The following is a 22,311-nucleotide window of genomic DNA, read 5'->3' on the forward strand; positions in this document are numbered from 1 at the left end:
CCCCGCGAACACCGGAACCCGTCACCACTTTCACTCGGGGTGACGACTCCGGGTGACGGTGCCCGGGGCCCGGAGGGCGGTCAGCCCGCGCTGCCGTGGACGCGCAGGGCGATCCACAGCTCGGTGCGGTAGTCGGGATCGTCCAGGTCGCCGGGCAGCAGGTCGCGGATGCGCCGCATGCGGTAGCGCAGCGTGTGCCGGTGGATCCCCAGTGCCTCCGACGCCGCGTCCCACCGGCCCGAGGCCGCGAGGTAGGCGCGCAGCGAGGCCAGCAGTTCGGCCGAGGTGCGCTGGCGCAGCAGCGGGGCGAGCAGGTCCCCGGCCATGCGGGCGCCGGCGGGGGTGTCGGCCAGCCCGAGCAGTCCGCCGGGCAGGTCGCCGACGCGGAGCAGGCCCCCGCCCGCGTCGCGCGCGGCGGCCAGCGCGCGTTCGGCCTGGGACAGCGCCGCGGACAGTTCCGCGTAGGGGGAGGGGTCGCTCACCCCGACCGGCCCCTCCAGGACCTCGGCGAGCACTCCCGTTCCGGTGTCGGCGGGGGCCAGCAGCAGGACGCGGCCGTCGTGCTCGGTGACCAGGACGCCCTCGGGCGGCTGTGCGGGCCCGACCCCGTCGGCGGCCGCCACGAGGACGGGTTCGGCGGGAAGGACCCCGCGCAGCCGCTCCGCCCCCGGGTGCAGGGGGTCCAGCGCCCCGGTGAGCAGCGCCGCGAGCACCCCCTCGCGCACCCGGGCCGTGGCGTCGTGCGCGGTGCGCTCCAGTTCGAGGGAGAGCAGCGACACCGCCGCGTTGACCAGCGTGCGCTCGTCCGAGCCGAGGCGCCCGCCGGTGCCCACGGCAAGGAAGCCGCGGACCCGGCGGCCGGTGGCCAGGGGCTGCACGGAGACGTGTTCGCCGCCCGAGGTGAGGGAGACGCTGGCGCGCACGCCCGCCTCGCGCAGCCGGTCCAGCTCCTCGGCGAGTCCGGCGGCGCGGGGGGAGGCCCCGGCGGGGGCGGCGTGCCGGGGGGCGCCGTCGGCGGACAGCAGCAGCACCCAGGCGCCGAGTTCGCGGGCCAGCCGGTCCACGATCGCCGCCTCCCCGGTGAGCGCGGCGCGGGTGAGGTCGCGCTGGGCGGCGAAGGCCCGGCTCAGCCCCTCGTACTCCTCCTTGGCCAGGAGCCGGGACACCTCCTTGCCGATCGCGATGAAGGGGGTCTCCCTGGCCACCTCCAGCAGGGTGAGGCCGAACTCGGCGGCGGCCTCGCGGAGCGGCTCGGGGGTGCGCTCCAGGACCACGCCGACCGCGAAGCCCAGCGCGGTGACGCGGCGCTCGGCCAGGCGGCGCGTGTAGTCGCGCAGGTCGGGGACGCCGGTGGCCCAGCGCACGCCGGTGGTGAGCAGGAGTTCGCCGCCCGCCAGGTAGGGCGTGGGGTCCTCCAGCTCGCTGACCGCGACCCACTCCACCCTCCGGTCCAGGTTCTCCTGGCCGGTGAGCAGGTTCAGGCGCAGGCGGGGCGTGCGCATCAGGGCCCCCAGGGTCGGTGGCATCGGCTTCCCCTCCACTTCGGCCGCCGGTCGAGGCGGTTCGGCGCGGTCGGCGGGACGGGACGCGGGCCGTCCTCCCCCCGCTCCAGCGGACCCGCTTCGTGCGAACCCTGACGCGCTGGCGCAAGGCTCAGCCCTGATTATCCACCTTGTCCATGTGGGGGTGGTTCCGCGCACCCTAGTGTCGTCCCAGGTCGGGGAGCCCACCCCCGGCCCCTCTCCGCTCCCGTCCACCGCAGAAGGAGGCAGCCGCATGGCAGCGACCGAGGTCGCCCAGTCCCGCCGGATCGTCACCGAGATCCCCGGCCCCAAGTCCCGCGCGATCCAGGAGCGCCGCCGTTCGGCCGTCGCCCAGGGCGTGGGCAGCGTCCTGCCGGTCTACGTCGAGCGCGCGGGCGGCGGCATCGTCGAGGACGTCGACGGCAACGCGCTGATCGACTTCGGCTCCGGCATCGCCGTGACCAACGTCGGCAACGCCGACCCGCGCGTGGTGGAGCGCGCCGCCGAGCAGCTCGGCCGGTTCACGCACACCTGCTTCATGGTCAACCCGTACGAGGCGTACGTGGACGTGTGCGAGGCGCTCAACCGGATCACGCCGGGCGACCACGAGAAGCGCTCGATCCTGCTCAACTCGGGCGCCGAGGCGGTCGAGAACGCGGTGAAGATCGCCCGCAGCGCGACCGGCCGCCAGGCGGTCGTGGTGTTCGACCACGCCTACCACGGCCGCACCAACCTCACCATGGGGCTGACCGCCAAGAACATGCCCTACAAGCAGGGCTTCGGGCCGTTCGCCGGTGAGATCCACCGGATGCCGATGGCCTACCCGTACCGCTGGCCGACGGGCCCGGACAACTGCGGCCCCGAGGCGGCGGCCATGGTGATCGAGCAGATCACCAAGCAGATCGGCGCCCAGAACGTGGCGGCCGTGGTGATCGAGCCGATCCAGGGCGAGGGCGGCTTCATCGAGCCCGCCCCCGGCTTCCTGCCCGCGGTGGTGGAGTTCTGCCGCGCCAACGGCATCGTGTTCGTCGCCGACGAGGTGCAGACCGGCTTCGCCCGCACCGGCCACATGTTCGCCAGCGAGCACGAGGGCGTGGTCCCGGACCTGATCACGACCGCCAAGGGCATCGCGGGCGGCCTGCCGCTGGCCGCGGTGACCGGCCGCGCCGAGCTGATGGACGCCGTGCACGGCGGCGGCCTGGGCGGCACCTACGGCGGCAACCCGGCCGCGTGCGCCGCCGCGCTGGCCGCACTGTCCGCGATCGAGTCCGACGGCCTGGTGGAGCGCGCCCGTGAGATCGGCGAGCTGATGCTGGGCCGCCTGCGCGAGCTGGCCGCCAAGTACGAGGTCATCGGCGACGTGCGCGGACGCGGCGCGATGATCGCGATCGAGCTGGTCCAGGACGCCGACCGCACGCCCGCCCCCGAGGCGCTGGCCAAGGTCCTGTCCTACTGCCACTCCCGCGGCCTGGTCCTGCTGAGCGCGGGCACCTACGGCAACGTGATCCGCATGCTGCCGCCGCTGGTGATCGGCGACGAGCTGCTGCACGAGGGCCTGGACATCCTGGAGGAGGCCTTCGCCCGGCTGTAGTCCCCCGTGCGGCGGAGGCGGCGGGCGGCGCGGGAAGCGCCGCCCGCCGCCTCCGTCACCACCGGGCCCCGCTCCGCGGTCCCGCCCGGGGCGGCGCGGTCGCGTCAGCGCGTCCGCCGTGCTCCCGCACGCGACATCGTCGGCGCACCTCCCGCTCCGGCCCCGTCAGTGCGTCCAGGCCACGTCCCGCGGCAGCGGGTGGTCCTCGGCGCGCATCTCCTCCAGCAGTGCGAGGAACCCCGCCGCGACCGGCCCCGGCCTGCGGTCCCGGCGCGTGAGCACGCTCAGCCCGCGGTCCACGACCGGGTCGGTCAGGGGCACGCGCACGTGGTCGGCGAAGCTCATCAGCACTCCGACCAGGGCCGGGAGCGCGGTGACGCCGATCCCCGCGGACACCAGGCCGCCGATGGTCGAGACGTTGCCCGCCCGCACGATCCGTTCGGGCACCACGCCCGCGCGCTCGAAGGCGGCGTCCGCGCCCGCGCGCACGCTGGAGTCGCCGCCGGTGGCCAGGAAGGCCTCCCCCGCCAGATCGGCCCAGGTCAGCGCGGACCGCTCCGCGAAGGGGTGCCCCACCGGCACGACCGCGAAGTAGCGGTCCCGCAGGAGCGGCCGCGACACCAGCTCCCCGGGCACCCGGCCCGCGGCCACCAGGGCCAGGTCGCACTCCCCCGCCTGGAGCCGTTCCACGGCCGCCTCCGACATCCCGTCCAGGACGTGGACGTCGGCCTCGGGCGTGCGCGACCTGAGCCGGGAGATCACCGAGGGCAGCAGGGCGGCCGCCACCGAGGGCAGCGTCGCCACCGCGACGGTGCCGCGCTCGCCGCGCAGGAAGCGCTCCAGCCCGTTCATCTCCGAGCGGTGCGCCTCCAGCAGGCGTTCGGCCACGGCCAGCAGCTCGGCCCCCTCCGGGGTGCACTCCACCCTGCGCGTGGTCCGCTCCAGGAGGCGGACCCCCAGGGTGCGCTCCAGCCCGAGCACCGTCCTGCTCAGCGAGGGCTGCGCGACGCGCAGTTCACGGGAGGCGCGCGTGAAACTCCCGTACCTGGCCACCGCGGCGTAGGCGGACAACTGCCTCAGGCTCAGATCCATGCCTCCAGAGCATAGATCCAGAGGAAACCGATGTTGGACAAGGGGAGAACCCCGCGAAACCATGTCGGCATGTGTCCCCCGTCACTTCCCCCCGTGAGGGTGTCCGAGGAGCGTGCCAGATGCTGACCGCCATGGGTTTCGCCACGATCGCCGTGGTGCTCCTGCTGCTGTTGTCCAACCGGGTGGGCGCGGTGGTCGCGCTCGTCGGCGTCCCGGTGGCGGCCGCCTTCGCGCTGGGCTTCGGCCCCGGCGAGGTGGCCTCCTTCGTCGGCGAGGGCATCGGCGGCGTGGCCTCCACGACCGCGATGTTCGTGTTCGCCATCCTCTACTTCGGGGTGATGCGCGACGCGGGGCTGTTCGCGCCGATCATCCGCCGCGTGCTCGGGTTCGCCGGGAACACGCCGGTGACCGTGGCGGTCGCGACGGTGGTGCTCGCGATGGTCGCCCACCTGGACGGCGCGGGCGCCACCACCTTCCTCATCACCATCCCGGCGATGCTCCCGCTCTACGACGCCCTGGGCATGCGCAGGGTGGTCCTGGCCGCGCTGGTCGGGCTGGGCGCGGGGATCATGAACATGCTGCCGTGGGGCGGGCCCACCGCCCGGGCCGCCACCGTCCTCGGCGTTCCGGCCAACGAACTGTGGGCCCCGCTGATCCCGGCCCAGCTGGCGGGCATGGCCGCCTGCGTCGCCGTCGCCTGGTACCTCGGCCACCGCGAGCGCGTGCGGCTGGCGGCGGCCGACCCCCTGCCCTCCCCGGTGCCCGTCGGGGGCGGCCGCCCGGGCGGGACCGCCGGAGAGGGCGGGGCCGACCCGCTCGCCGCGGGCGGGCAGGAGCCCGACGCCGACCTGCTGCGCCCGCGCCTGTACTGGGTGAACGCCGCGCTGACCGTCGCCGCCGTCCTCGCCCTGGTCTTCGGGCTGCTCTCCCCCGAACTCGTCTTCATGCTGGCCCTGGTCGTGGCGCTCGTCGTCAACTACCCGGGGATGAAGGCCCAGACCGACCGCGTCAACGCCCACGCCTCCGGGGCGATCCTCATGGCCAGCACCCTGCTCGCCGCGGGCGTGTTCCTGGGCGTCATGGACAGCAGCGGCATGATCGAGGCGATGGGACAGGCCATGACCGGCGCCATGCCCGGTTTCCTCGGCCCCGGGATGGCCGCGATCGTCGGTGTCCTGGGCGTGCCCATGAGCCTGCTCTTCGGCCCCGACGCCTACTACTTCGCCGTCATGCCGGTGCTGACCGCCGTGGGCGAGGGCTTCGGCGTCGCCGCCGCCGACATCGCCCAGGCCTCGATCATCGGCCAGGAGACCGTCGGCTTCCCGATCAGCCCGCTGACCGGCTCCTTCTACCTGCTGGTCGGCCTGGCCGGGGTGCCCATCGGCTCCCACATCCGCTTCCTGCTGCCGTGGGCCTGGCTGGTCAGCCTGGTCGTCCTCGCGGTCGCCCTCGCCAGCGGGGTCGTCCCGCTCTGGGTCGGCTGACCGCCCGTCCACACCGTTCGAAGGAGTCAGTGTGCCCAGCAGAGCCCGGATCGGGTGCGGCGCCGGTTTCGCCGGCGACCGCCTCCAACCCGCCGTCGACCTCGTGGAGGGAGGCGGCCTCGACACCCTGGTACTGGAGTGCCTGGGAGAGCGCACCGTGTCCCTGGCCTCGCTCCGGGAGGCCAGCGGGTCGGGCCCCGGCTACGACCCGACCCTGCGGCGGCGCCTGGAACTCCTGCTCGAACCGCTGCACCGGCACGGCACCCGGCTGGTCACCAACGCCGGGGCGGCCGCGCCCGTGGCGGCGGCGCGCATGGCCCGCGCCACGGCCCGGGAGCTGGGGCTGCCGACCCTGGTCGCCGCGGTCTCCGGGGACGACGTGCTCCACCTGCTGGACCCGTCCGCGCCCTGCTGGGAGGACGGGCTGCCGCTGGAGGCGCACGGCGAGATCGTCTCCGCCAACGCCTACGTCGGCGCCGACGCCCTGACGCCCGCGCTGGAGGGCGGAGCCGACGTGGTGATCGCGGGCCGGGCGGCCGACCCCTCGCTGTTCCTCGCGCCCCTGGCCCACCGCCTGGGCTGGGACCCCGGCGACGCGGACACGATGGCCGCCGGGACCCTGGTGGGCCACCTGCTGGAGTGCGCGGGCCAGGTCAGCGGCGGCTACTTCGCCGACCCGGGCCGCAAGGAGGTCCCCGGCCTGGCCCGCCTCGGCTACCCCCTGGCCGAGGTGGAGCGGGACGGTTCGGCGGTGGTCACCAAGCTGCCGGGGACCGGCGGCCGGGTGGACCGGCTCACGGTCACCGAGCAGCTCACCTACGAGGTCACCGACCCCCGGGCCTACGTCACGCCGGACTCGGTGCTCGACATGACCGGGGTGCGGCTGACCGAGAGCGGACCGGACCGGGTGCTGGTCACCGGAGCCCGTGGGCTGCCCCGGCCCGGAGAGCTGAAGGTCAGCGTCGGGTACCGGGCGGGTTTCCGGGGCGAGGGCGAGATCTCCTACGCCGGGCCGGGCGCACTGGCGCGGGCCCGGCTGGCGGGCGAGGTGGTGCGCGAGCGCCTGGGCGGGAAGGTCTCCCGGTTGCGCGCCGACGTCGTGGGCGTGGACGCGCTGCACGGCTCCGGCGGGGACGGCCGGGACGAGCCCTTCGAGTGCCGGCTGCGGGTGGCCGCCCTCGGCTCCGGCCGCGCGGACGCCGAGGCGGTCGCCGAGGAGGTGGGCGCCCTCTACACGTCGGGACCCGCCGGAGGGGGCGGTCTCAGGACCTCCGTCCACGAGGTCGTGGGCGTGCTGTCGACCACCGTCGACCGGGAGGCCGTGCGCACCCGGGTCGACTTCTTCGGAGAGGGGGAGCGGTGAGCACCGTGCTCCGCGACGTCGCCCACGCCCGGGCCGGGGACAAGGGCAACCTCAACACGATCGCCGTCATCGCCTACGAACCGGAGTGGTACCCGGTGCTGTGCGCCGAGCTGACGCCCGACCGGGTCGCCCGCGCGCTGGGCGGACGCGTGCGCGGGCCGGTCACCGTCCACCGGATGGACAACGTGTGCGCGCTGGTCCTGGTGTGCCCGCGCGCGGGCGGGGACACCGTGACCACGTCGCTGTACCTGGACGCCCACGGCAAGAGCCTGGCCTCGGTCCTGCTGGGGATGGAGCTGGAGGGGGCGCCCGGGGCGCGCTGACCGCGGGCGCCGGGTCAGCGCTCGTCGCGGACCGAGTCCAGCGACAGCAGCGCCACGTGCAGGGACAGGCAGGTCTCCACCGAGTCCAGGTCCGCGTCAAGGACGTGGGCGACCCGCCGCAGCCGGTCGTAGAACGCCGGGCGGGACAGGTGCGCCCGCCCGGCGGCGAGCGCCTTGTTGCGGCCCGCGCCCAGGTAGTGGCGGAGCATGTCGGTCAGGTCGCCGCCGTGCCGCGCGTCGTGGTCCAGCAGCGGCCCCAGCTCGCGCTCGACGTAGGTCTGGAGCCGCTCGTCGTCGCGGAACAGGTGGAGCAGGCCGCGCAGGTGCAGGTCGGGCAGCCGGTAGAAGGGGCGCTGGTCGCTCTGGCGGATGGCCACGTCGCCGACCTGGCGCGCCTCCAGGAAGGAGCGCCGCACCTCCCGGACTCCGTCCGCGGAGGAGCCCACGGCCAGCACGGCGCCGCCGCCCACGGCGGTGCGGATGCGGTCGGCGAGCAGGTGCAGGGTCGGGTCCAGGCGCTGGCGGCCCGGCAGCGCGAGCAGGATGCCCACGCGCAGGTCGTCGAGCGAGCCCACCAGGGCGGGCAGGCGCAGCTCGCGGCAGGCGCGCGCGGCGCCCTCGGCGGTGTCGGACAGGCGCGCCTGGGCGGCCAGCCCGGTCCCGCTCTCACGCAGGCGCAGCACGAGCCCCACCAGTTCGCGGCCGTTGAGCGGCACGCCCACGGCGCGGGCCCGAACCAGCGCCTCCTCCGGGTCGGAGTAGGCCCGGTCGATGATGCCCGCGATGATCGTGCGGTGCGTCTGCCGCTCCAGGCTCTCCTGGTGGCGCTCCAGCAGCCTGACCAGCGCGAGGGTGGTGGCGGCGCGTTCGATGAGCATGCTCTGGCGCGGGGTGGGGTTGGCCCCGACGACGAGGATCAGACGCCCCCAGTCCTGGCCGCGCGCCCCGACCGTGGTGACCAGCCAGCCGTTGGCGGGCGTGTGGACGGTGCGCGAGCCCGAGCGCGCCGCGCGCGAGCGGCTCTCCCAGGAGGTGAGCAGGGTTTCGGGCTCCTCGCCGTTGAGGTCGCAGGCCAGCACCTGGTGGGTGAGGTTCTCCAGGACCACGGGGCAGCCGGAGAGCTGGGCGACCTCGTGCAGGATGCGCCCGGTGTCGGCGCCCTCCACGGAGAGCTGGGTGAAGACCGAGTGCAGCTTCTCCGACTCGCGCAGCTCCTCCAGCTGTTCGTTGACCACCCGGACGTGCACGGCCTCGGTGATCTCCACGAAGCGGGCGTCGCGGTCGAGCAGGACCACCGGCACGCCCGCCTCGCGCGCGGCGTCGAGGAAGGCGGGCGGGAGCTCGGCGTGGTACTTGCGACCCAGTTCGACCGCGATGCCGCTGACCCCGGCCGCGGCGAGGTCGTCGATGTAGCGGCGCAGCGCCTCGGGATCGTCGGGCATGGCGATGCCGGTGCTGAGGACCAGCTCACCGCCGCGGAGCAGGTGGGCGAGGTCGGTGACCTCGGCGATGTGCACCCAGCGCACGGCCACGTCGAGCCGGTCCGGGCGCGCCACGACCCGGGGGCGGGCGCGCTGGAGGGCGGGCAGCTGGAGGACCTCGGCGAGGGTGGGAAGCACGGCTTCCATCCTAGGAGGCGGACACGGGACGCAGTGTCAGACATCCGGCCGCCGGTCTTACACGGTGTATCGCGCAGCCGGTGCCCGGCCCGGGGGCGGGGGTCGGACGCGGAGGGACGTACGCGTCGTCGGCCCGGCCGACGTCTTGTCACCATGCTGGTCCTGGCCAAGTCCGGTGCTCGGGGCGAGACTGGGGGCATGTCGGAACTTCTCTCACGCCACCGCGCGGTCATGCCCTCCTGGCTTCCCCTGTACTACGAGTCCCCGCTGGAGATCACCGGCGGCAAGGGCGCCCGTGTCACGGACGCCGACGGAAACACCTACCTGGACTTCTTCACCGGCATCGTGACCAACATGCTCGGCTACGACGTGGCGGAGGTGCGCGAGGCCGTCGAGCGCCAGATCGCCAGGGGGGTCGTGCACACCTCCACCCTCTACCTCATCCGCAGCCAGGTGGAGCTGGCGGAGAAGATCGCCCGCCTGTCGGGCATCCCGGACGCGAAGGTGTTCTTCACCAACTCCGGCACCGAGGCCAACGAGACCGCCCTGCTGCTGGCCACGTACGCGCGCGGCAGCGACGAGGTGCTGGCGATGCGCGGCAGCTACCACGGGCGCTCGTTCGGCACGGTGGCCGTGACCGGCAACCGGGCGTGGAAGAACTCCTCCCTGTCGCCGCTGAACGTGCACTACCTGCACGGCACCGACCACGCGGCCCCGGCCTTCCGGGGGATGACCGACCGGGAGTACGTCGATGCGTGCGTGGCCGACCTGCGCGACGTGCTGGACACCACGGCGCCGAACGTGGCGTGCCTGATCGCCGAGCCCGTGCAGGGCGTGGGCGGGTTCGCGATGCCTCCGGACGGCCTGTACGCCGCCTACAAGGAGGTGCTGGACGAGCACGGCATCCTGTTCGTGTCCGACGAGGTGCAGACCGGCTGGGGGCGCACGGGCACGAGCTTCTTCGGCATCGGCAACCACGGGGTGGTCCCGGACGCCATGACCTTCGCCAAGGGCCTGGGCAACGGGTTCGCCGTGGGCGGTGTGGTGGCGCGCGGCGACCTGATGGACCGGCTGGGCGCGCTGGGCGTGGCCACGTTCGGCGGCAACCCGGTGTCGATGGCGGCGGCGGGGGCGACCCTGGACTACGTGCTGGAGCACGACCTCCAGGGCAACGCGCGGCGGCAGGGCGCGCTGATCCTGGAGGGGCTCAGCGCGCTGACCTCGCTGCCGAGCGTGCGCGACGTGCGCGGCAAGGGGCTGATGTTCGCCGTGGAGATGATGGACCCCGCCACCGGCGCGCCGTCCTCACCCCTGGCCGGGCGGGTGCTGGAGGCCACCCGTGAGCGCGGCCTGCTGGTGGGCAAGGGCGGCGTGCACGGCAACGTGCTGCGGATGGCGCCGCCGATGACGCTGTCGCGGGAGGAGGCCGTGGAGGGCCGCGACGTGCTGCTGGACGCGGTGCGCACGGTGGACGCCGGGGCCTGAGGGAGGGCCGGCCGGGCCCGGGGGTCGCCGCGCACGGCCGCGGAGGCGGGCAGCACCACGCTGGCGGCCCCCGGGGACCCCCCGTATCAAGCAAACCGCGCCGGGGCGCGGCGCACCAGCCCCGACCGCACGCCTGTGGACAAGGAAGAGAGCGCCAGCATGAGCAAGCACGTCACCCACTGGATCGGCGGGTCCGCCCACGAGGGGCCGGCCCGGCGCACGGGGGACATCTACAATCCGGCCTCCGGACGGGTCACCGGCACGGTCGACCTCGCCGGACGGCAGGAGGTCGACGCGGCGGTGACGGCCGCGCGGGAGGCCTTCCCGGGGTGGCGCGACACCCCGCTGTCCCGGCGGGTGCAGGTCCTGTTCCGCTTCCGCGAGCTGCTCAGCGCCAACGCCGACCGGCTGGCGGAGCTGGTCAGCGCCGAGCACGGCAAGGTCCTCTCCGACGCCCGGGGCGAGGTGGCCCGCGGCCTGGAGGTCGTCGACTTCGCCTGCGGCATCCCGCACCTGCTCAAGGGCGGCTACTCCGAGAACGTGTCCACGGGCGTGGACGCCTACTCGATCCTCCAGCCTCTCGGCGTGGTCGCCGGGATCACGCCGTTCAACTTCCCGGCGATGGTGCCGATGTGGATGTTCCCGGTGGCCCTGGCCTGCGGCAACGCGTTCGTGCTCAAGCCCAGCGAGAAGGACCCCTCCGCGTCGGTGCTGCTGGCCGGGCTGTGGGCCGAGGCGGGGCTGCCCGAGGGCGTGTTCAACGTGGTGCACGGCGACAAGGAGGCGGTGGACGCCCTCCTGGAGCACCCGGACGTGGCGGCGGTCAGCTTCGTGGGCTCCACCCCGATCGCGCGGTACGTCTACCGGACCGCCGCCGAGCACGGCAAGCGCGTGCAGGCCCTGGGCGGGGCCAAGAACCACATGGTGGTGCTGCCCGACGCCGACCTGGACCTGGCCGCGGACGCGGCGGTCTCGGCCGGGTTCGGCTCGGCCGGCGAGCGGTGCATGGCCATCTCCGCGGTGGCCGTGGTGGACTCGGTGGCCGACGGGCTGGTGGAGCGGATCCGCGAGCGGGTGGCGCGCCTGCGCGTGGGCCCCGGCGACGACGAGCGCAGCGAGATGGGGCCGCTGGTCACCAGGGAGCACCGCGACAGGGTGGCCTCCTACCTGGAGTCGGGGGTGCGCGAGGGCGCGACCCTGGCGGTCGACGGCCGCGCGCACCCTGTGTCGGGCGGGAGCCCGGACGGGTTCTGGCTGGGACCGTCGCTGCTGGACCACGTCGGCCCCGAGATGTCGTGCTACCGGGACGAGATCTTCGGCCCCGTGCTGAGCGTGGTGCGCGTGGGCGGCTACGACGAGGCGGTCAAGCTCGTCAACGCCAGCCCCTACGGCAACGGCACGGCGGTCTTCACCAACGACGGGGGCGCCGCCCGGCGGTTCCAGAACGAGGTCGAGGTCGGCATGGTGGGGATCAACGTCCCCATCCCGGTGCCGATGGCCTACTACTCCTTCGGCGGCTGGAAGCAGTCCCTGTTCGGCGACTCACACGCGCACGGCACGGAGGGTGTCCACTTCTACACCCGTACCAAGGCGGTCACCGCCCGGTGGGCCGACCCGGGCCAGAGGCCCGAAGGGGGCGTCGACCTGGGGTTCCCCACCAACGGTTGACTCGGTTTCCGCGAAAATACCGGACGGATCTGCCTCACTGTCGGTCGGCGGTGAACGACACGGAGTATCGTTGTCATCGGACGCCCCTCACGGGGCGTGGTCGGCGCCGGCAGCCGACGCACGAACCATCCGGGAAGGGCGCGCTCATTTCCCCTCCTCCCCAATGGAAGCGGGTGCGCCAACGGAAGCGCTCCGGGTCCGCCTCTCCCCCTGGACCCGGAGCGCGACCGTCTGCGCACCGCTAGCGCACCGCGAACAGCCGCTCCTCGGCGGCCACCCGGGGCTCCGCGCCGACGAGGTCGGCGCACTCCTCACAACCGAACACCGCACTCCCGTCCGGGAGCTCACCGAGCACCCGGCGGGGCCGGGGCCACTTGGTGTGGCAGACGACGCAGGCATCCCCCATGCACTGCGCCCAGCTCAGCGAGTCCGGATCGTAGACCTCGACGTCGATCGTGGGCCGCGTATCTGGTTCGCACATCATGCTCGTTCCGCGCAATGTCCTTGCTCCCCCCGTGGTTTAGGACAGTCTGGCGGGCCGATAGTTACCGGCTCTTTATTGAATCAGAAGCTTTGGGCACCTGGAATGGTTCGGACCGATCCACATCACACCATGCACGGGAATCATAACCCTAAGTGATGATGCCTGGGAAGACCCTGTCTTGCCGGATGGTATTCATCTGTTTTGTCCGGTTAGCTGCGGGGCGGTAGCGATCCGGGACCTCAGTCCTCGGCCCGCACAGAGACCGAAAAACGGCGCAGGGAGAGTGCCGGATTGAGCTCCCGCACCTCCTGCACCCGGGCGGCCGAAACCCCGGCCGAGGCGACCGCGAAGGTCTGCTCACCCAGCGCCGCGAGCGGTGTCCCCATGGGATCGACCACCATGCTGTTGCCCGCGCCCGTGGGCGCCGCCTGCCCGGAGGCGGCCACGTACACGGTGTTCTCGATGGCGCGCGCCCGGGCCAGGGTCCGCCAGTGCTCCTCCTTCAGCGGGCCGGGAACCCACTGCGCGGCCAGCAGCACCACATGCGCCCCGGCCTCGGCGATGCGCCGCGTCACCTCGGGAAAGCGCAGGTCGTAGCAGGTCTGCAGACCGAACACCACGCCGTCCACGGTGAAGGTCTCGGGCTCCTCGATCGGGCCGGGGCGCAGCACGTCCGACTCCCGGGCCCCGAAGGCGTCGTACAGGTGGATCTTGCGGTAGTGCGCGACCCGCTCACCCCGCGGCGACAGCGCCACCAGCGTGTTGGTGAAGTGGGCGGCGTCGGCGCCGTCCTCGGCCTCGCCGACCCCCAGCACCAGGTGCACGCCCTCCCGCCGGGCGGTGTCGGCCGCCTCGGAGACGAAGGGGCCGTCCAGGGGCTCGGCCGCCGCCACGTAGCGCTGGTCGACGCGGCCCGCGGTGAACATCGTGTACTCGGGGAACAGGACCACCTCGGCCCCGTCCGCCGCGGCGCGGGCGGTCAGCTCCGCCACCGAGCGCTGGTTGCGCGCCTTGTCCTGACCGGGGGCGAACTGGGCGACCGCGACCTGCACCATCGAACCTCTCCTCGTCGGCGTGGGGCGCCCGGGGCGCCGTGCACCGAGTGTACGGCCACTTCCGCGGCCACCCCCTTGTCAGAAGGCTGAACAAGTGTTTAAAGTATTGAACATGAGTTCAACCGACCGTCCGGACCGGCCCGACGGGGAGTCCGACCTCACGGCGCGCGCCAGGATCCGCGACGCGGCGATCGCGTGCTTCGGCCAGCGCGGGTTCGGCGTGAGCGTGCGGGCGATCGCCGAGCAGGCCGGGGTCTCCCCCGGCCTGGTGATCCACCACTTCGGCTCCAAGGACAAGCTCCGGCGGGCCTGCGACGACCACGTCACCGCGGCCGTCAACGAGGTCAAGACGGACACGGTCACCAGCCACGACGGGCAGACCTTCCTCCACCAGCTCGCGACGATGGAGCAGTACGCCCCGCTGCTGGCCTACGTCGTCCGCTCCATGCAGGCCGGGGGCCCGCTCGCGGCCGCGCTCTTCGAGCGCATGGTGGCCGATATCGAGGTCTACCTCGCCGCGGGCGAGGCCGAGGGCACCATCCGCCCGAGCCGGGACCCGGCCCGGCGCGCCCGCTACCTGGCCGCCAACTCCCTCGGATCGCTGCTGCTGTTCCTCACGCTGGGGCGCTTCGGGGAGGAGGTCGACTTCACCCGGGTCGCGCGCGAGTGGTCGCGGGAGTACATGCTCCCGACCCTGGAGCTGTACACCGAGGGTCTGCTCACCGAGCGCACGATCCTCGACGCCTACCTCCTGTACGTCGGCGATCCCCCCGAGGAGCCCCGCTGACCTCCCCGAACTCCCGTCCCCGACCCCCACCACGCACGGAGGGAACGACGACCATGACACCAACCGCCATCGAGGTCCGCGGCGTCGACAAGCGCTTCGGCCGCTTCCAGGCCCTGGACAAGCTGGACCTGACCGTCCGCACGGGCCAGGTCGCGGGCTTCCTCGGGCCCAACGGCTCCGGGAAGTCCACCACCATCCGGGTCCTGCTCGGCCTGCTCAGGGCCGACGCCGGAACGGTCAGCCTGCTCGGCGGCGACCCCTGGCGGGACGCCGTCGCCCTGCACCGGCGCCTGGCCTACGTGCCCGGCGACGTCACCCTGTGGCCCAACCTGACCGGAGGGCAGGCGATCGACCTGCTCGGGCGGCTGCGCGGCGGACTCGACCCCGCGCGCCGCCGGGAGCTGCTGGCCCGCTTCGAACTGGACCCGACCAAGAAGGCGCGCGCCTACTCCAAGGGCAACCGGCAGAAGGTCGCCCTGGTCGCCGCCCTGGCCTCCGACGCCGAACTGCTCATCCTCGACGAGCCCACCTCCGGCCTGGACCCGCTCATGGAGGCCGTGTTCACCGAGTGCGTCCTGGAGGCCAAGGCCCGGGGCCGCACCGTGCTGCTCTCCAGCCACATCCTCTCCGAGGTGGAGAAGCTGTGCGACACCGTCACCATCATCCGCAGGGGGCGTGCGGTGGAGTCGGGCACCCTGGACGACCTGCGCCACCTGACCCGCTCCGCCGTGCGCGCCACCGTCACCGGGGACGCACGGGTCCTGGAGGGCGCCGAAGGGGTGCACAACCTGCGGCTCGACGGCGGCACCGTCGCCTTCGACGTGGACAACACCCGCATGGGCGCCGTCATGGGCACGCTCACCGGCCTCGGGATCCTCTCCCTGGTGAGCAACCCGCCCTCCCTGGAGGAGCTGTTCCTGCGCCACTACGGCGACGAGCTGGCCGCGCGCGGGGCCGACCGGAACGGGGGGACGGCGGTATGAACGCGTTCACCGGCACCGGCGCCCTCATCCGGTTCGTCCTGCGCCGCGACCGCCTCCGGCTGACCGTCTGGACCCTGGCCCTGGTCGGCACCGTCGCCGCGACCGTTCCGACGCTCGACGACATGTTCTCCACCGACGCCCAGCGCCAGGCCCGGGCGGCTCTCATGGAGACCCCGACCGGCGTCCTCTTCGGCGGCCCCGGATACGGGCTGGACGACTACCAGCTCGGCCCGATGGTGGTCAACGAGCTGACCATGAGCGTGCTCATCGCCCTGGCGGTCATGAGCGTCCTGCACGTGGTCCGGCACACCCGCGCCGAGGAGGAGAGCGGCCGCGCCGAACTGCTGCGCGCCAGCGTCCTGGGCACGAGCGCCCAGATGACCGCCGCGCTGGTGACCATCTCGGTCGTCAACCTGCTCATCGGCGGCCTGACCGCGCTGGCCATGGCGGGCAACGGCCTGGCGGTCGCCGACTCCGCGGCCTACGGGCTGGGGCTGGCCCTGGCCGGGATCTCCTTCGGCGCCGTCGCCGCCGTGTGCGCGCAGGTCACCGAGCACGGACGCGCCGCCGCGGGCCTGGCCTTCCTGGTCACCGGCGTGCTGTTCCTGTCCCGGGTCGTCGGCGACATGGCCGAGGAGGGCGGCAACGCGCTGTCCTGGCTGTCGCCGTTCGCCTGGGTCCAGCAGACACGCGTGTTCGACGACCTGCGCTGGTGGCCGCTGGCGCTGTACGCGGTCCTCGTGGCGGCGCTCTTCGCGCTGGCCTACGCCCTGGCGGACCGGCGCGACCTCGGCGCCGGCCTGGTCCCCTCCCGGCCCGGTCCGGCCGGTGCGGGCGGGCTGCTCAACGGCGTGTTCGCGCTGCACCTGCACCAGCAGCGCGGGGCGATCCTCGCCTGGGCGGCCGCGGTCTTCCTCTTCGCCCTCGCGTTCGGCTCGCTGGCCACGGAGGTGGAGGGGATGCTGGAGGAGAACCCCGACCTGCTGGCCGTCCTCGGCGACTCCGCCGACGACGTCACCGGGGGCTTCCTCGGCACCATGAGCGGTTACGTGCTGATGGCCGCGTCGGCCTACGCCGTCATGTCCGTGCTGCGGGCGCGGGGCGAGGAGACCTCCGGGCGCGCCGAGCTGACCCTGTCCGCGGCCGTGGGCAGGGTGCGCTGGTTCGGTGGCGCCCTGCTGGTCAGCGTGCTGTCCTCGGCGGTGATCGTGGTGGCGGGCGGCGTCGGCATGGGCCTGAGCGCGTCGGCGGCTCTGGAGGACCCCTCCTGGACGTGGACGATGACCGAGGCCGCCCTGGCCCAGCTGCCGGTGGCCCTGCTGTTCGCCGCTCTGACCGCGCTGCTGGTGGGAACCGCCCCGCGCCTGACCCCGCTGGTGTGGGCGTGGCTGGGCTACAGCCTCCTGGTCTCGCTGCTCGGACCGATGCTGGGCCTGGACGACCGGCTGCTGGACCTGAGCGCGTTCGGGCTGCTGCCCCAACTGCCCGCCGACGAGTTCGACGCCGCCCCGGTGGCCGTCGCGCTGGGGGCGGCGCTCGCGGCCAACGCGGTCGCCCTGGCGGGCTTTCGCCGCCGGGACCTGGCCAGCGTCTGACGGAGACGCCGTCCGGGGCGCCGCCGAGCCGGGGACCGGTTGGGCGGCGCCCCGGCCGCGTCAGGCGCGGACCGCGCTCAGGGCAGGAAGGACAGCCCCCAGGCGGGCGCGAACACCACGACCAGGAAGCGCGCGGTGCGGGTGACGAAGGTGATCAGGGCGAACAGCACGACGTTCATCCGCACCACCCCGGCCAGCACCGACACCACCACGAACGGCGGCACGCTGGCGAGGGAGCTCACCGCCACCAGGCCCGCGCCCCAGGCGGGCCGCTCCTCGGCCCTGCGCCGCCAGCCCTCGGCCCGTGCGGCCCACTTGCCCGGTGTGGCGCTCCTGCGGCGGATCCACGGCGCGGAGAGCGTCCCGCGCCCGGCGTAGTAGTAGGGCAGCTTGCCCAGGGTCTGCCCGACCCCGGCGGCCACCGCCATGGCGACCAGGGCGCCGTCGTCCATCGCGATGACGGCGCCCACCAGGTAGACCTCGATGTTGATGACCGGGACGAGCCCGGAGACGAGGGCGACCACGAAGGCCAGCGCCGTCTCGATCACCCCGCGCTCCCGGTCGCCGTGGGCGGGCCGGTCAGTTCTCGGCCGCCGCGAGCTGCCCGCACGCGCCGTCGATCTCCTGTCCGCGGGTGTCGCGGACGGTCACCGCCACCCCGTGCGACTCCAGCCGCCGCACGAACTCGCGCTCGTCCTCGGGGCGCGAGGCCGTCCACTTGGACCCCGGGGTGGGGTTGAGCGGGATGAGGTTGACGTGCACCAGGTGGCCCTTGAGGAGCTTGCCCAGCAGGTCGGCCCGCCAGGCCTGGTCGTTGATGTCCTTGATCAGCGCGTACTCGATGGAGACCCGGCGGCCCGTGGTGCCCGCGTAGCGCCAGGCGGCGTCCAGGACCTCGTCGACCTTCCAGCGGGTGTTGATGGGCACCAGCTCGTCGCGCAGCTCGTCGTCGGGGGCGTGCAGGGAGATCGCGAGGCGGACCTGCATCCTCTCGTCGATGAGCTTGTTGATCGCGGGCACCAGGCCGACCGTGGACACGGTGACCCCGCGCTGGGAGATGCCCAGGCCGTTGGGGACGGGGTCGGTGATGCGGCGCACCGACTGGAGCACGCGCTTGTAGTTGGCCATGGGCTCGCCCATGCCCATGAACACGATGTTGCTGATGCGGCCCGGGCCGCCGGCGACCTCGCCGTTGGCCAGGTCGCGGGCGCTGGCGACCACCTGGTCGATGATCTCCCCGGTGGAGAGGTTGCGGGTCAGGCCCGCCTGGCCGGTGGCGCAGAACGGGCAGTTCATGCCGCACCCGGCCTGGGAGGAGATGCACAGGGTGACGCGGTCCGGGTAGCGCATGAGCACCGACTCGAACAGCACCCCGTCGAACGCCTTCCACAGGGTCTTGCGGGTCATCCCGTTGTCGCAGGTGATGTGGCGCACGGGCGTGAGCAGGGTGGGCAGCAGCGCCTCGCCGAGCCGCTCCCGGGAGGAGGCGGGCAGGTCGGTCATGGCCGAGGTGTCCGACACCAGGGAGCCGAAGTAGTGCTGGGCGAGCTGCTTGGCCCGGAAGGGCTTCTCCCCCAGCTCGCGGACGACCTCGGCCCGCTCGTCGGGGCTGAGGTCGGCCAGGTGCCGGGGAGGTTTGGCACGACGGGGTGCGACAAAGGTGAGCTCGGCGGGCATACACAGTCCGTAGGAAGTGGAGTCGGTGGTCTGGCGCCCGGGCGCGGACGGCGGCGGGAACGTGTCGTTATACGACTTATACGCCGCCGCGGTGCAGCTCCGCCTGTCAGGGCACTACCGTCGATTCTACGCACTGCGCGGACGGGCCTGACGGGTCCGTCCGGCTACGACGACCGGGGATCGGTGTGTGGGAGGGCCGGTGACAGGGATCGACGTCCTGCTCGACGAGATCAGCCCGTACCAGAGCCGACGCGTCGTCGTCGAGTGTGACTCCCACACCACGGCCGCCTACCTGCTGGACGCGCGCGGGCGCATCCGCGTCCCGGTGTGGCTGGCCAACCACGAGATCGCGCCGCGCACGAGCGAGTCCGGCGGACTGTACGAGGGCCGGGCCCCGCTCATGCCCGAGGCCTACACCAAGCACCCGCAGGGCCGCCCCCGCTTCGACCCCGACCGCCTGCGCGCCGTGTGGTTCGAGGAGGGCGACGGGGTCGCCCTGGTGGACGAGGAGGGGCTGCTGGCCGTCATCCCGGGCTGGGCGGAGGCCGACAGCGGGCTGCCGGGGTACGCGCGCGAGGCGATCGGCCGCAGCGCGTACGCCTGGGAGCTGGACTCGGTGCGCGGGCAGCTGTGGCCGCGCGTGGTGCACGCCGAGGCCTACTGGGACTGGCGGCGCGCCTCGGGCGCCTGGCGCAGCGTGCAGCGCACGGTGCTCAGCCACCTCAACCGCAACGTGGGCGAGCCCGGGCACTACTGGGACGTCTCCGACGGCCACCCGCCGCTGCTGCGCGTGTCGGAGCGCCCGCCCACCGCGGACCGCCCGTACACGGTGCTGTCCACGGTCGGGATGTGCGGTCAGCGCATGCCCACCCTGGACCGCTACATGGCCAACACCTCCCAGCACGCCCGGGTGGAGCTCGCCCTGGCCACGACGCTGCCCGCGCACCACGCCGCCCGCGTCTTCCGGTGGATCGGCGCCTTCCCCTGGCGGGCGGTGACCTGGTTCGGCACCGGGCACACCGTCAAGTGGCTGGACAACCCCGAGGACCGGGCCATGCGCGGCGGCGCGGGAGCCGTGCTGCTCCTGGAGGACCCCTCCGCCCTGGTCACCCGCCCCGAGCACCGGCCGCCGGACACCGCCGGGCTGTCCTTCCAGGGCGACCCCGTGCGCTGGCTGTGGATCGTGCCGATCACGCGCCCCGAGCACCTGTTCGCCAAGGAGCACGACAGCGCCACCCTGGTGGAGAAGCTGGCCGCCGAGGGCCGCAGCTGGGTGCTGGGTTAGCCGGGGTCCCGGGCGCCGCGCGAAAACCCGTTGACACCCCCTCGGCCGGAACGGGATCGTCGCTGCCGTTGGGACGAGCGGGGACGGGGGACCATGGCGCGCACTGGCGGCGCGGGCGCGGGACTGACCGCCCCGCTGGGGCACCCGGCCTTTCGCGGGCTGATCGCGGGCCGGACCCTGATGGCCCTGGGCAACGGCATGGCGTCGGTGGCGCTGGCCTTCGCCGTGCTGGACGTGACCGGCTCGCTGACGGGCGTGGGGCTGGTGGTGGGCGCGCGCTCGGTGGCGAACGTGGCGCTGCTCCTGCTCGGCGGCGTCATCGCCGACCGGCTGCCGCGCGCGCTGGTGCTCCAGGGCGGGTGCGCCCTGGCCGCGCTCTCCCAGGCGGTCCTGGGCGCGCTCCTGTTGACGGGCACCGCCTCGCTGCCGCTGATGATCGCGCTGAGCCTGGTCAACGGCGCGGCCGCGGCGGTGAACCTGCCCGCCTCCGCGGCCCTGACGCCGCAGACCGTGCCCCGGGAGCTGCTGCGCCAGGCCAACGCGGCGATGGGCGTGGGCGTCCAGGGCGGGCTGTTCCTGGGGATGTCGGCGGGCGGCGTCGTGGTGGGCCTGCTCGGCGCGGGCTGGGCGATCACGGCGGACGCGGCGCTGTTCGCCTGCGCCGGGACGGCCTTCCTGTCCGTACGGGCGGCACGGGCGGACGGGCCGGTGGACACCGGGGACGCGGACGTGCTGCGCGACCTGCGGGAGGGGTGGAGCGAGTTCGTGTCGCGGCCCTGGGTCTGGATCATCGTGCTCCAGTTCATGGTCGTCAACGCGGGCTGGTCGGCGGCCACGGCCGTGCTGGGTCCGGGCATCGCCGACGAGACCTTCGGCCGGACCGCCTGGGGCCTGCTCATGGCGGCCAACAGCGTCGGGCTGCTGGCGGGCGGCGTGCTGGCGGCCCGCTGGCAGCCGCGGCGGGCGCTGGTCTACGGCACGGCCCTGATGACGGCGCACGCCGTGCCCTTCCTGGCCCTGACCGGGCCCTCGCCGCTGCCGGTGCTGTTCGCCGCGATGTTCCTGGCGGGCGTGGCGGTACAGCAGTTCGACGTGGCCTGGGAGGTCGCCGTCCAGGAGAACGTGCCGAAGGAGAAGCTGTCGCGGGTGTACTCCTACGACGCGCTGGGCTCGTTCGTGGCGATGCCCCTCGGGCAGGTCGCGATCGGCCCGTTCGCCGAGCGCTTCGGCCCGGCCCCGGCCCTGGTGCTGGTGGCCTCGCTGACGCTGCTGGCCACCCTGGCCGCGGTCTCCTCGCGCAGCGTGCGCACCCTGACCCGCTCCTAGGGCTGTCCGGCGGGCGCCCCGCTAGCTGGCGACGCCGCGCCGGTCCCGGGTCTGGGCCAGCACGCGGTGGAGGCGCGCCACCTCCTCGTCGCTGAAGCGCTCCACGAAGCGCAGCAGGGTGGCGCCGGGGTCGGGCCCGGTGTTGAGGACCTCGTCCATCATCCGCGCGGTGTACTCGGCGTGCGACTCGCGCGGCCAGTACGTCCAGGCGCGGCCGGTCTTCTCCCGGTCCAGCAGCCCCTTGGTGAAGAGGATGTTGGCCACCGTCATGACGGTCGTGTAGGCCACGTCGCGGTCGTAGACCATGTTCTCGCGGACCTGGCGCACGGACATCGGCTCCTCGGACCGCCACAGCGCGTCCATGATGGCCGCCTCCAGTTCACCCAGACCCCTCATGGCCTCCCCGCCCGTCGCGTCCTCGGTTCCGAGGATCGTAGACACGAGGGGGCCTCCCGCGTGGGAGAACTCCGGAGAGCACACAGATCCGTACATCCTCGGCACCGGTCACCGGCGTTTCACCAGCGAACGCGCGTCCGCGCACGAGGGAAAGAGCGTTCACGGCCGGGCCCGGACCCCTCCCGCCCGCTGGGAAGACCGGCGGAGGGAGCCCGGCCGTCCTGCCCGGCCGCTCGCACCCCCTCCGACGGAGGCCCGCCCCGACTGGTTCCCCGAGGGACACCGTGTTACACGCCACATCCGGCGTGGCCGGACGCGGCCAACAACTTCACATCGTGAAACCCCTGCAAAACCCCGCAAACCAGGCGCTCTCGCGACTCTGGGCTTTGTTACTCACACGTAGTGGCAGTGTCGATGTGAAAGATTGTTACCTATCTCCTAGTTTCCACAAGGTCAGCGTTCCCCGCGCGGAGGCCGGTACAAGTAGCCTTGTACCCGACGAGTGCTGGCCAGGCCAGATGCTTCTCCGTATGCGCGGAACAGCTCCCGCGTTCGTTTCTTGAGCCCGCCTTGCC

Annotated in this window: 19 protein-coding genes; 11 read left to right on the forward strand and 8 right to left on the reverse strand. The window is 73.6% G+C overall.

Features of this window, described 5'->3' with window-relative positions:
- Positions 1-80: 80 nt before the first annotated feature.
- The gene (locus UIS43_RS11980) at positions 81-1,526 is read right to left on the reverse strand and encodes a PucR family transcriptional regulator ligand-binding domain-containing protein (protein WP_358168964.1); all 1,446 of its coding nucleotides are present in this window, start codon (positions 1,524-1,526) and stop codon (positions 81-83) included.
- A 250-nt stretch (positions 1,527-1,776) separates the two neighbouring features.
- Between UIS43_RS11980 and gabT the strand changes: the two genes are divergently transcribed.
- Positions 1,777-3,114, forward strand: coding sequence for a 4-aminobutyrate--2-oxoglutarate transaminase (gene gabT / locus UIS43_RS11985; protein WP_013154668.1), 1,338 nt, complete (start codon positions 1,777-1,779; stop codon positions 3,112-3,114).
- Between the two features lie 165 nt (positions 3,115-3,279).
- On the opposite strand, the gene UIS43_RS11990 is transcribed toward gabT, so the two are convergent.
- The gene (locus UIS43_RS11990; protein ID WP_013154669.1) at positions 3,280-4,206 is read right to left on the reverse strand and encodes a LysR family transcriptional regulator; all 927 of its coding nucleotides are present in this window, start codon (positions 4,204-4,206) and stop codon (positions 3,280-3,282) included.
- A 119-nt stretch (positions 4,207-4,325) separates the two neighbouring features.
- Between UIS43_RS11990 and UIS43_RS11995 the strand changes: the two genes are divergently transcribed.
- The 3 genes from UIS43_RS11995 to UIS43_RS12005 are packed head-to-tail and all read left to right on the forward strand — an operon-like array spanning position 4,326 to position 7,376.
- Positions 4,326-5,690: a CitMHS family transporter gene (locus UIS43_RS11995; RefSeq protein ID WP_013154670.1), complete on the forward strand. Its 1,365-nt coding sequence runs from the start codon at positions 4,326-4,328 to the stop codon at positions 5,688-5,690.
- Positions 5,691-5,721: 31 nt separating this feature from the next.
- A complete protein-coding gene (locus UIS43_RS12000) occupies positions 5,722-7,053 on the forward strand; it encodes an acyclic terpene utilization AtuA family protein (RefSeq protein WP_013154671.1) in 1,332 nt (443 codons plus the stop codon).
- The gene (locus tag UIS43_RS12005; RefSeq protein WP_013154672.1) at positions 7,050-7,376 is read left to right on the forward strand and encodes a hypothetical protein; all 327 of its coding nucleotides are present in this window, start codon (positions 7,050-7,052) and stop codon (positions 7,374-7,376) included. Before UIS43_RS12000 ends, UIS43_RS12005 begins: the two co-directional genes overlap by 4 nt.
- A gap of 14 nt (positions 7,377-7,390) precedes the next feature.
- On the opposite strand, the gene UIS43_RS12010 is transcribed toward UIS43_RS12005, so the two are convergent.
- Positions 7,391-8,995, reverse strand: coding sequence for a PucR family transcriptional regulator (locus tag UIS43_RS12010; protein WP_013154673.1), 1,605 nt, complete (start codon positions 8,993-8,995; stop codon positions 7,391-7,393).
- Positions 8,996-9,193: 198 nt separating this feature from the next.
- Here UIS43_RS12010 and UIS43_RS12015 point away from each other — a divergent pair, with 198 nt between their 5' ends.
- The gene (locus tag UIS43_RS12015; protein WP_041552847.1) at positions 9,194-10,480 is read left to right on the forward strand and encodes an aspartate aminotransferase family protein; all 1,287 of its coding nucleotides are present in this window, start codon (positions 9,194-9,196) and stop codon (positions 10,478-10,480) included.
- Positions 10,481-10,639: 159 nt separating this feature from the next.
- Positions 10,640-12,148, forward strand: coding sequence for a CoA-acylating methylmalonate-semialdehyde dehydrogenase (locus UIS43_RS12020; RefSeq protein ID WP_117199001.1), 1,509 nt, complete (start codon positions 10,640-10,642; stop codon positions 12,146-12,148).
- A gap of 241 nt (positions 12,149-12,389) precedes the next feature.
- Here the strand turns inward: UIS43_RS12020 and UIS43_RS12025 are convergent, their stop codons facing one another.
- Both UIS43_RS12025 and UIS43_RS12030 read right to left on the reverse strand, forming a co-directional pair.
- Positions 12,390-12,632, reverse strand: coding sequence for a hypothetical protein (locus tag UIS43_RS12025; RefSeq protein ID WP_013154676.1), 243 nt, complete (start codon positions 12,630-12,632; stop codon positions 12,390-12,392).
- Between the two features lie 239 nt (positions 12,633-12,871).
- Positions 12,872-13,687 (reverse strand): carbon-nitrogen hydrolase family protein, encoded by an 816-nt coding sequence (locus UIS43_RS12030; protein ID WP_013154677.1) that lies wholly within the window; start codon positions 13,685-13,687, stop codon positions 12,872-12,874.
- Positions 13,688-13,799: 112 nt separating this feature from the next.
- Here UIS43_RS12030 and UIS43_RS12035 point away from each other — a divergent pair, with 112 nt between their 5' ends.
- Genes UIS43_RS12035 through UIS43_RS12045 form a run of 3 tightly spaced genes read left to right on the forward strand, consistent with a single transcriptional unit; the run spans position 13,800 to position 17,052 of the window.
- A complete protein-coding gene (locus UIS43_RS12035) occupies positions 13,800-14,474 on the forward strand; it encodes a TetR family transcriptional regulator (protein ID WP_370013170.1) in 675 nt (224 codons plus the stop codon).
- A gap of 53 nt (positions 14,475-14,527) precedes the next feature.
- Positions 14,528-15,457 (forward strand): ABC transporter ATP-binding protein, encoded by a 930-nt coding sequence (locus tag UIS43_RS12040; protein WP_013154679.1) that lies wholly within the window; start codon positions 14,528-14,530, stop codon positions 15,455-15,457.
- Complete coding sequence (locus UIS43_RS12045) at positions 15,454-17,052, forward strand: anibiotic ABC transporter efflux pump (protein ID WP_358454181.1); 1,599 nt, start codon at positions 15,454-15,456, stop codon at positions 17,050-17,052. The genes UIS43_RS12040 and UIS43_RS12045 overlap by 4 nt, the downstream gene beginning before the upstream one ends.
- 77 nt (positions 17,053-17,129) lie before the next feature.
- Here the strand turns inward: UIS43_RS12045 and UIS43_RS12050 are convergent, their stop codons facing one another.
- Together UIS43_RS12050 and rlmN are read right to left on the reverse strand one after the other, a co-directional pair.
- Positions 17,130-17,600, reverse strand: a complete 471-nt coding sequence (locus tag UIS43_RS12050) for a hypothetical protein (RefSeq protein ID WP_013154681.1) — start codon at positions 17,598-17,600, stop codon at positions 17,130-17,132.
- A 31-nt stretch (positions 17,601-17,631) separates the two neighbouring features.
- On the reverse strand, positions 17,632-18,729 hold the full coding sequence (gene rlmN, locus UIS43_RS12055; RefSeq protein WP_013154682.1) for a 23S rRNA (adenine(2503)-C(2))-methyltransferase RlmN: 1,098 nt from the start codon (positions 18,727-18,729) through the stop codon (positions 17,632-17,634).
- 199 nt (positions 18,730-18,928) lie between these two features.
- Here rlmN and UIS43_RS12060 point away from each other — a divergent pair, with 199 nt between their 5' ends.
- Positions 18,929-20,014: a suppressor of fused domain protein gene (locus UIS43_RS12060; RefSeq protein ID WP_013154683.1), complete on the forward strand. Its 1,086-nt coding sequence runs from the start codon at positions 18,929-18,931 to the stop codon at positions 20,012-20,014.
- A gap of 93 nt (positions 20,015-20,107) precedes the next feature.
- Positions 20,108-21,340 (forward strand): MFS transporter, encoded by a 1,233-nt coding sequence (locus UIS43_RS12065; RefSeq protein ID WP_370013171.1) that lies wholly within the window; start codon positions 20,108-20,110, stop codon positions 21,338-21,340.
- Between the two features lie 21 nt (positions 21,341-21,361).
- On the opposite strand, the gene UIS43_RS12070 is transcribed toward UIS43_RS12065, so the two are convergent.
- Positions 21,362-21,736 carry a BlaI/MecI/CopY family transcriptional regulator gene (locus UIS43_RS12070; RefSeq protein ID WP_041553227.1) on the reverse strand — a complete coding sequence of 125 codons (375 nt, stop codon included), beginning with the start codon at positions 21,734-21,736 and terminating at the stop codon, positions 21,362-21,364.
- Between the last annotated feature and the right edge of the window lie 575 nt (positions 21,737-22,311).

This window comes from Nocardiopsis sp. LDBS0036, from assembly GCF_041228755.1.
GTDB lineage: Bacteria > Actinomycetota > Actinomycetes > Streptosporangiales > Streptosporangiaceae > Nocardiopsis > Nocardiopsis dassonvillei.